10 protein-coding genes are annotated in these 8,928 nt (G+C 69.1%); 8 read left to right on the top strand and 2 right to left on the bottom strand.

What is annotated here, in order from left to right:
- From HUX53_RS00285 to HUX53_RS00295, 3 genes are all read left to right on the top strand, one after another.
- Positions 1-756, top strand: a 756-nt coding sequence (locus HUX53_RS00285; RefSeq protein WP_176401144.1) for an LLM class flavin-dependent oxidoreductase, incomplete at its 5' end; no start/stop codon positions are given.
- Between the two features lie 58 nt (positions 757-814).
- Positions 815-1,453: a TetR/AcrR family transcriptional regulator gene (locus HUX53_RS00290; protein ID WP_176401145.1), complete on the top strand. Its 639-nt coding sequence runs from the start codon at positions 815-817 to the stop codon at positions 1,451-1,453.
- 239 nt (positions 1,454-1,692) lie between these two features.
- Complete coding sequence (locus tag HUX53_RS00295) at positions 1,693-2,019, top strand: NUDIX domain-containing protein (RefSeq protein WP_217918940.1); 327 nt, start codon at positions 1,693-1,695, stop codon at positions 2,017-2,019.
- 566 nt (positions 2,020-2,585) lie between these two features.
- On the opposite strand, the gene HUX53_RS00300 is transcribed toward HUX53_RS00295, so the two are convergent.
- A complete protein-coding gene (locus tag HUX53_RS00300; protein ID WP_176401146.1) occupies positions 2,586-3,824 on the bottom strand; it encodes a hypothetical protein in 1,239 nt (412 codons plus the stop codon).
- Between the two features lie 296 nt (positions 3,825-4,120).
- Here HUX53_RS00300 and HUX53_RS00305 point away from each other — a divergent pair, with 296 nt between their 5' ends.
- Positions 4,121-4,408, top strand: coding sequence for a hypothetical protein (locus HUX53_RS00305; RefSeq protein ID WP_176401147.1), 288 nt, complete (start codon positions 4,121-4,123; stop codon positions 4,406-4,408).
- A 193-nt stretch (positions 4,409-4,601) separates the two neighbouring features.
- On the opposite strand, the gene HUX53_RS00310 is transcribed toward HUX53_RS00305, so the two are convergent.
- Complete coding sequence (locus tag HUX53_RS00310) at positions 4,602-5,852, bottom strand: glycosyltransferase 87 family protein (protein ID WP_176401148.1); 1,251 nt, start codon at positions 5,850-5,852, stop codon at positions 4,602-4,604.
- Between the two features lie 185 nt (positions 5,853-6,037).
- Here HUX53_RS00310 and HUX53_RS00315 point away from each other — a divergent pair, with 185 nt between their 5' ends.
- The 4 genes from HUX53_RS00315 to HUX53_RS00330 all read left to right on the top strand — a co-directional run.
- Positions 6,038-7,138, top strand: a complete 1,101-nt coding sequence (locus tag HUX53_RS00315; protein WP_176401149.1) for a sensor histidine kinase — start codon at positions 6,038-6,040, stop codon at positions 7,136-7,138.
- Positions 7,135-7,794, top strand: a complete 660-nt coding sequence (locus tag HUX53_RS00320) for a response regulator transcription factor (RefSeq protein WP_176401150.1) — start codon at positions 7,135-7,137, stop codon at positions 7,792-7,794. The genes HUX53_RS00315 and HUX53_RS00320 overlap by 4 nt, the downstream gene beginning before the upstream one ends.
- Positions 7,795-7,832: 38 nt before the next feature.
- Entirely contained in the window at positions 7,833-8,216 is a 384-nt protein-coding gene (locus HUX53_RS00325; protein WP_176401151.1) for a BlaI/MecI/CopY family transcriptional regulator, read from the top strand.
- On the top strand, positions 8,213-8,928 hold a 716-nt coding region (locus HUX53_RS00330; RefSeq protein WP_176401152.1), incomplete at its 3' end, for a M56 family metallopeptidase. The genes HUX53_RS00325 and HUX53_RS00330, both read left to right, overlap by 4 nt.

Below are 8,928 nucleotides of genomic sequence, written 5' to 3' on the forward strand. Positions count from 1 at the left end.
CTATCCGCCGTCGCCGTCGCCGCGCCCCGCCTCACCCTCGGCACCGCGACGCTGCTGCCCGCGCTCCGCCACCCGATCCTGCTGGCGCACCAACTCGCCACCCTGGACCGGCTCGCCGGCGGCCGGCTGATCGTCGGAATGGGCGCAGGCTTCCCCACCCCCGCCACCGAGGCGCAGTTCAACGCGATCGGCGTCCCCTTCCGCACCCGCTTCAGCCGCCTGGAAGAGTCGATCGAGGCGATGCGGCGGCTCTGGAGCGGCAAGGGGTCATTCACCGGCCGCCACTTCGCTTTCCACGACGCCACCATCGCGCCCACTCCGTCCCGTCCGGGCGGACCACCGATCTGGCTGGCGGGAGGCGGCGCCCCCGCCTTGCAACGCGTGGCCCGCCTGGCCGACGGCTGGCTGCCCTACCCACCCGCCGTCACCGACTACGCCCGCGACCGGACGACCATTCACCGCCTAGCGCCCCGCCCAGTAACCGCAGCCCTGTACGCGACACTCTGCCTGGACGACGCCCCGGGCCAAGCACGCAAGCAACTGCGCAAGAGCATCGAGCCCTACTACAACGCCCCACTGGAGAAGGTGGAAAAGATCCAAGCCATGTTCGCCGGTCCCCCAGCGGACGCCGCCGCCTGGCTGAACCACTACATCGAGGCAGGAGCCCGCCACCTGATCATCCGCCGGGCGACCGACGACCACCACACGTCCCTGGAACGGTTCACCGCCCGCGTCCGCCCCCTCCTCAACATGTGAGGACGGCTCGCCACCACACACGTTCTTCTATCCTCGATCCAAGTCAGGAGGAAAACGGGTGGCAACGAACACAACCGCGCGCCGAAGCCAGCAGGAACGCACCAGGGCGACCACGGGCGCCCTGGTCGCGGCGGCTCGCGAACTCTTCATCGAGGACGGTTTCTCCGCCACCTCCCTGGACGCGATCTGCGCCAGGGCCAAGGTGACGCGCGGCGCCTTCTACCACCACTTCAGCAACAAGGAACAGATCTTCCGCGAGGTCTACGCCGCAGACCAGAAGAAGCTCGCCGCGACCGTCCGGCAGGCGTTCCAGGCCGAACAGGACCCGTGGGACGGAATGTTCGCGGGCTGCCGCGCCCTGCTGGAGGCGTCGCTGGAACCCGCCGTCCGCCAGATCACCCTCCTGGAGGCGCCGGGCGCCCTCGGCTGGTCGGCCATGCGCGACATCCAGGCAGGATGCAAGGACCAGATGCGACGCGGCTTGGCCATCGCGATCGAGGCCGGCTGCATCCCCGACCGCCCCCTAGACCCCGCAACCTCGCTCCTCTACGGCGGAATCTGCGAAACCGCCCTGGACATCGCCCGAGCCCCAGACCAACAAACCGCCCTGGCCGACGCCCTGACAGAACTCCGCCACCTCCTATCCGGCGTCTCAGGCCACACAACCCCAGGCTGCGCCCACAACCCCCTCTCCTAACTCCCGGCGAGTTGCGGTACCTCGCTCAAGGACTTCACACAGCCGACCTGGGGCGAGTTTGGCTCCCTAGACCGGCGGCATCCCAAGCCCCTGGGCCACGCCAACCCGATGGCTGAGACGGACGGCCGACTCGCCCGGATCGCGCAGGCTGCACGATGGGCCTGCCGTCCAACCCTTCGAGTGCTGTCTGGAAGCTGGTGGAGAAGATTCGCGAAGCCAAGTGAGGTGAAGGACGGACCATGGCGGTGGACGGCGGTGCTTGGGTGGGTTCGCGCAGGGTTCGTGTGGCGGCCTACGTGATCAGGTGTGGCGTGGGGCCTGAGCTGCTTGTCTTCGATCATGTGGGGATGCCTGAAGCCGGTACACAGATTCCCGCGGGCGGCGTGCGTCCCGGCGAGGGTCTTGAGGCGGCCGTCCTGCGGGAGGTCGTCGAAGAGACCGGTCTCGCCACCGCCTCGGTTATCCGGCAGGTCATCGTGGAGGACTCGCCTCACCCGCACACGCGGCAGCCGCGTCGGACCACCTACTTCCAGCTTCGGGTACCGGCCGAGACGTCCAGTGCGTAGGAGCACGTGGTGGGCGGCTCGGGGGACGATGTGGGGCTGACGTTCGCGTGCCGTTTCGCGCCGCTGCCACTGGCCCGCCCCCTCGCAGACGATCAGGATGCCTGGATAGGGCACATCGACCCACTATGGACGACCCTCATCCGCGGACCCCGATGACCGGAGGGCGCAGCAGGCCGGACAGCAGGGGAGTTGGCCGTCCAAGCCGCGGCAGATCGCCAAGTGGATAGGACGCTCGACGAGATGATCGCCTTCGTCCGGGAGGGACAGCAGGCCGAAGTTGACGGCACCGCCATCGTGCAGGTTGGGAGCAGGTGGCGGACACGTCAGCGTGACCGGCAGACCGGTGGCCGGACGCCTGAGGACGCGGCGGACGCGGCGGACGCGGCGGGGGTGTATCAGCGCTCTCTTCGGTTGAGCGGCGGTGATGCGGCTAGCGGGTCGCGGCGGACGTGAGCGTGGTGTGGCAGCGCTCTTTGCGGTTGAGCGGCGCTGATGTGGTTAGTGGGACGCGGCGGACGCGGGGCTGGTGTGGCAGTGCTCACTTCGGTTGAGCGCTGGTGGTGCGGTTAGTGGGTCGCGGCGGGGGCGAGCATGGCGTAGGCGTCGCGGACGGCTGGTCGTCGGACGTCCTTGGGGGATGCCTTGGAGAGGGCGGTGATGGCGTTCTTGCGGACGGTGTGGGTTTTGCGGTGTCCGGCTGGTAGTCCTTCCAGGACATGCATCACGTGTTGTGCGCCGGCGTCGGTGTCGCCTTCTTGGATGAGGGTGGTCGCGCGGTACATCTCGACCTGCGCCGGCCCTAGGACGCTCTTGGACGTGTAGGCGGCTAGCGCATCGTCTTGGGCCTGAAGCGCACGGGCTTGGTCGCCCGTGTGGGCGTACACGAAGCTGGCTGTGTGATGCAGTCGCTTGATAGACCATCCGAGTTGTGACTCTCGGCCGCTGAGGACGCGGTCGGGGAGACGCTCGAACACCTGCTTGAGGTCGTCCAACGCCGCCCGTGCCTCGGTGTCACGTCCCATCTGGGCGAGTGCCTGTGCCCTGCTTGCGTGTCCGCCTGCCAGTCCTGCGCACGGTGTCCTTTCGGAGATCGCTATGGCTTCCTCGGCGAGGTTTAAGGCGAACTGCTCGCGGTGGGCGTCGCAGAGCGCGAACACCGCCTGCCGTTCACGGGCGTACGCGGCGGCTTGGGGGTCGCCGGACTCGTCGGCGGCTCGGATGGCGGTGCGCCACCAGCGGCGCGCCGAGCGGACGTCGCCGAGGCCGAGCATGCCAATGGCGGTGAAGGCCGAGAGGTACGCGGCCGAGTGGATGAGGCGTGGGCGGGCGGTGGCGTTGGCGCGGGAGATCAGCAGGTCCAGTTCGGAGAGATCGGCGAGCATCTCGGGGAGCACCTGCTCGGGCGGCAGGTAACCCGCCTCGTGTGCGTAGTCGAAGACGACGCGTTCCCAGGCGTCGGCGTCGTGGCCGGTGGCCTCGGTGGTGAGCGTGCCGGTGAGGGAGGCGCGGAGGCGCGCGGGGTCGCCGTGGAACGGGACGGTGGCGGTGGCGGCGGCGATGACACCCAGGAATTCGCGGCGCCTCACGTCGTCGTCCTCGAAGGATTCGGGGTCATACGTAGAGGATGCACCCGTTGTCGGCCCGGTTGGGAAGAGGTCGGAAGGGTCTAATTTGAACGCCTTTGCGTAGGCGTGTGCCCAGTCGCGGGGAAAGTGGAGGCCCCTCTCCCAGTCGTAGATCTGGCGTGCGAGGTTGGCCGCGTTGCCGCGCTCCAGGCCGTCCGCGCGCAGGAGTTGCCTGGCCATCTCGTGTTTGCTCCAGCCCCGCGCGTCACGTTCGACGCGCAGGCGGGTTGCCCATATTGGGGGGTTTTGGGCCGTCATTGGTGTCTGCCCCCTTTGTGGACCCGGAGACTTTGAGTCTCCGGGTTGTCTCCGGGTCTGTCTCCGCATTCTCATCTTTTCTTGCGCGCTGTGACGTGGATTTACTGAGAGTCGCGGGACGAGTTGACGTGCGTCCCCTCCCCGGAAACGAAAGCGGCCCCGACCCGGTGCAGCAACACCGTGTGGGTCGGGGCCTGACCAGGAAAGAGGTCCTGGCTGTGGACGATCGTACGACTCCCTTGGCGCGGCTCGCGGCGCTTGGGGCACATCTGGCCGCGCGCAAGTTCGACGTCCAGCTCGACTCGGACGGGCTTCGGGTGACGAGTCCGCAGGTCAAGGAGTGCTGCGGACGGCGTGAGAGCGACACGATCTCCTGCCGCGTCCGAGACGAGGACGGCGGCCGGCTCTGGTACTTCACGATGTCGGGGCAGCCGATCGCGCCTGCCGACCGGGTGACGGACGCGGCCGTGTTCGTCCTCGGCCACCTCACCGGGGAGGAGCGGTGACCCCCTGGGCGGCGGCCGAACTCGACCCCGAGCGGGTCGCGGCCGAGATGGCGCGCCGGTTCCCCGGCTGCTGCGTATGGCGGGGCGAGTTCACCGGAAGTTGGTGGGCGCTGGCGGGAGATCGGCTGGTCGAGGCGCCCGACCCTGCTGCGCTCGGGCGCCTGCTGGACGAGTCGACCCGTCACCTGGGCCGCTACTCGCGGGCGGCCCTCCAGAACCGCACGGCCGGACGGGCCGTGCCCGCGCCCCCGAGGACGCCCCGTCCGGCCGTGCACTCCAGGCCCCCGGACCGCCGTCCGCCCGCGCGGGCCAGGCGTATCGAAAGGCGACCCCGAGGCGGCTGGCTGCGGCGGATGCTCGGCTCCTTCGTGGTCCTGGACGCGTCCTGATCGCGAAGGCGGACGGCCATGTGGACGAGGAAGAACACGCCTGCCAGCAGGTAGCAGTTCGCGACCGGCGTCAGCAGAAAGTGGAAGCCGTATTCGAGTGGGTGGCCGTTGTGGGGCGTCCACCAGAGGGGTGACAGCACGAAGAGGAGGTAAGCGGTCAGGGCCGTCTTCCGGTTGTTGTTTCGGAGGAGGACCGCCAGGGCGGGGACGACCCATACCCAGTGGTGTGCCCAGGAGATGGGGGAGACCAGCAGGCTGGTTGCGCCTGCTGTCGCTGTGGCGGCCAGCCAGTCGCCGCGGCGTGCCCAGATGGCGGCGGTCGTGAGGCCGAAAATGCCGATTGTCAGCGGAATGGCGGTGTACCAGTCGCCTACCTCGGTCGTCCTCCACAGGATTCGGGTCAGCGCGCCCAAAGGGGATTGGTTGCTGATGTACGGGACGCCCACACGCGACGTGTCGTAGAAGGTGTGCAGCCAATAGACGCGGGACGCATCGGGCGCGATGAAGTAGGCGAGCAGGGTGCAGACGGCGAAGGTTGCGGTGGCCGTGACCGCGTCCTTCGCCCGCCGTGTCATCAGGAGCAGGACGACGAATATGGCCGGGGTCAATTTGATCGCGGTCGCTATGCCGATGCCGATTCCGGCGGGACGGCCGAGGGCGACGCGGTGCATGTCCGCGAGGACGAGGGCCAGCAGGAACAGGTTGACCTGGCCCAGGAAGAACGTGTGCCAGACCGGTTCGAGGAGAAGACCGGCTGCCACCACCGGCACGATCGGGACATGGCGGCCGGCCATGTGGAGCGTCGTCCAGCAGGCCCATATGAAGGCCGCCAGCGGGGCCAACTGCCACAGCAGCCGGGAGACGGTCAGCGGGAGCGCGGCCAGGGGAGTGAACAGGGCCGCCATGAAGGGTGTGTTGGTGAACCAGTGATCGGCGAGTTGTTCTTGGTAGAGGTCGGCGCCGTCCGTTATGGCGTGGCCGCCTAGCCAGTAGATGCGGAAGTCCAGCGAGTCGTATACGACGGAGAAGGCCACGATTCCCAGGACTTCAAGCACGAATATCAAGGACACCCAGCGTTTCATGTTGATGAACGGTGCCGGTCGTCATGGGCAACGGTCATCGGGCCGCCGGACACATTCCCGAAAAGCGCTTGTAGCCCGCAGGATTAAGCCCGCAGGCCAATGTGCGGGACGAGGTCGGCGGTTACGATCGCCGCATGTTCACCCTCCCGTTGGGCCGAATGCGCCGCATTGCATGGATGGTCCTCGCCTGGCTGGGGGCGGTCCTGTACCCCGGCATTCTCTTCGTCACGGTCAGCCATGGCACGCAGGGTTTCGATGGGGTCGAAATCCTGCTTTCGGCCGCTCTCACGGGCTTGGTCGCGGCCCTGCTGATACGCCATCCGCTGCCCGTGCACGTGATCCTCTTCGCCGCCTGGACTCTCGCGCTCCTGGAGATGCCGAACGGGACGGTCGCCGGCCTGTTTCTGCTGCTCACCGACCTCGCCGTCGCTTACATCGCGGCGACCCGCCCGCGAAGTACCTCGGTCCCGGTCGCCGTCGTGACCGGGGTCCTGCAGGCTCTGGCCGTCTCCGCCTTCCTGGTTCCGAGCGAGAGCTTCCTCATCACGATCGTCCTGGCGATGGCCATCACCTGGATGGCGGGCAACTCGGTCCGGGTGCGGCGCGCGCACGCCGAGGCGATGCGTGTGCAGGCCACCGCGCAGGCCGTCGCGGCGGAGCGGCTCCGGATCGCCCGCGAGCTGCACGACATGGTCGCGCACAGCATCGGGATCATCGCGATCCAGGCGGGCGTCGGCGGACGGGTGATCGACACGCAGCCGGCCGAGGCCCGCAACGCGCTGGACGCCATCGAGGCCACCAGCCGCGACACCCTGTCCGGATTGCGAAGGATGCTCACCGCCCTCCGCAAAGACGACCCCGGCACGGCCCCGCTCGGCCCGGCGCCCAGCCTCAACGACCTTGACCGGCTGGCAGAGGCCACCAAGGACGCGGGCGTGCACATCGACGTCCAGACGACAGGCACCCCCAGACCCCTCCCGCCGGACGTCGATCTCTCCGCGTACCGGATCGTCCAAGAGGCGGTCACCAACGTCGTCCGCCACGCGGGCACGGAGAATGGCCGTGTGACGATCGACTACCGCGACGACGAACTTGTCGTCGAGATCGAGGACGACGGGCAGGGCGGCATGGTCGGCACCGGCTACGGCCTCGTCGGGATGCGCGAACGCGTCACCCTCCTCCGCGGCGAGTTCACCGCCGGGCCGCGTCCCGGAGGCGGCTTCCGGGTGACGGCGCGCATCCCGCTGGCGGGACGATGACGGTCCGCATCGTCCTGGCCGACGACCAGCCGCTGATCCGCGCCGGCCTGCGCGTCCTCATCGCCGACAACCCCGACCTGGAGATCGTCGGCGAGGCCGGGACGGGCGTCGAAGCGGTCGAACTGGTCGAGAACGTCCAACCCGATGTGGTCGTCATGGACATCCGCATGCCCGACATGGACGGCATAGAGGCCACCCGCCGCATCACCACGGCCCATGTCCTGATGCTGACCACGTTCGACGACGACGAATACGTCTACGCCTCCCTGAAAGCGGGCGCCAGCGGCTTCCTCGTCAAGGACATGGCGCTGGAGGAGATCCTCGCGGCCATCCGCGTCGTCGCCGGCGGGGACGCCCTGATCGCGCCGAGCGTCACGAAGAAGCTGATCGAGGAGTTCGCCGCCCGTCCGGAACCGCGGCCCGAGCCCAGGCGGGTCGACGGCGTCACCGACCGCGAGCGCGAAGTCCTCACCCTGGTCGGACGCGGCATGTCCAACCAGGAGATCGCCGCCGACCTTTACATCAGCGTCGCGACCGCCAAGGCGCATGTCGCCCGCCTGCTCACCAAACTGGACGCCCGCGACCGCGTCCAGCTGGTCATCATCGCCTACGAGCTGGGCCTCGTCGTGCCCCCTACAGGCGGTAGTACTACCTGACGTGGTGACCTTCGTCTCGGTCAGATAACCTTAAAGGCGTGAAGGGTCTGGGAGAGCTTGAACGCACGGTCATGGAGGTCCTGTGGGCGCGGGAGGATGCCGGCCACGAGGCGGCGACGGCCCGTGACGTGAGCCGCGCGCTCGCTGGCGACCGGGACCTTGCGCACACTACGGTCATGACCGTGCTGGACAGGCTTGCCAAGAAAGGCTTCCTCGAGCGCGAGCGCGACGGCCGCGCCTGGCGCTACCACCCGGTCGCGAGCCGCGAGATGTACGTGACCGAGCTGATGCTGGGCGCGCTGAACGAGACCGGTGACCGGGACGCGGCGCTCGCGCACTTCGTCCGGTCCGTCTCGCGGGACGAGATCGACGTGATCCGGCAGACCCTCGCAGGTCTCACACGCAAGGAACCGCCCGCATGACCGGCGCCGCCCTGCTCGCATTGATCTCACTCGGGACCGTCGGCGGGGCGCACTTCCTGTCCCGGGCCCAGTGGACGTGGCGGGCGCCGCGCATCGGGATCGCGCTCTGGCAGGCCCTCGGGCTGTGCTGGGGCGTCGCCACGATCGGCGCCCTGCTCGGCCTGGCCCTCCTCCCGTACCGCAAGGGCGTCCTCGGCGGGCTGCCCGGCCTCTACGACGACCAGGCCGCCCGGCTCAACGCCGTCCAGGTCGCCTCGCTGCTCGGCGCGATCAGCCTCACCGCCGTGCTGCTGGTCATGCTGATGTTCGCGGTGCTGCGCGTCGTGCGGGCCCGGCGGCGGCACCGGGCGCTGCTCGCGCTGGTGTCGCGCCGCGACTCGTCCGTGCCCGGCACCCTCGTCCTCGACCATCCCGGCGCCGCCGCGTACTGCGTGCCGGGCGTCCGCTCGCACAAGGTCGTCGTCAGCGCTGGAACCCTCGAACTGCTCGACCGCGGCGAGCTGGCCGCGGTCCTCGCGCACGAGCGCGCGCACGCGCGCGAGCGGCACGACCTGGTGCTGCTGCCGTTCGCGTCGCTGCGCCAGGTGTTCCCGCAGTTCCGGCTGGTCGGACGGTGCCTGGACGCGGTGGAGCTGCTGATCGAGATGGCCGCCGACGACCGGGCCCGGCGCGGCCGCCCGGCGCGCGAGCTGGCGACCGCGCTGCTGCGCTT

Source organism: Actinomadura sp. BRA 177 (assembly GCF_013372625.1).
GTDB lineage: Bacteria > Actinomycetota > Actinomycetes > Streptosporangiales > Streptosporangiaceae > Spirillospora.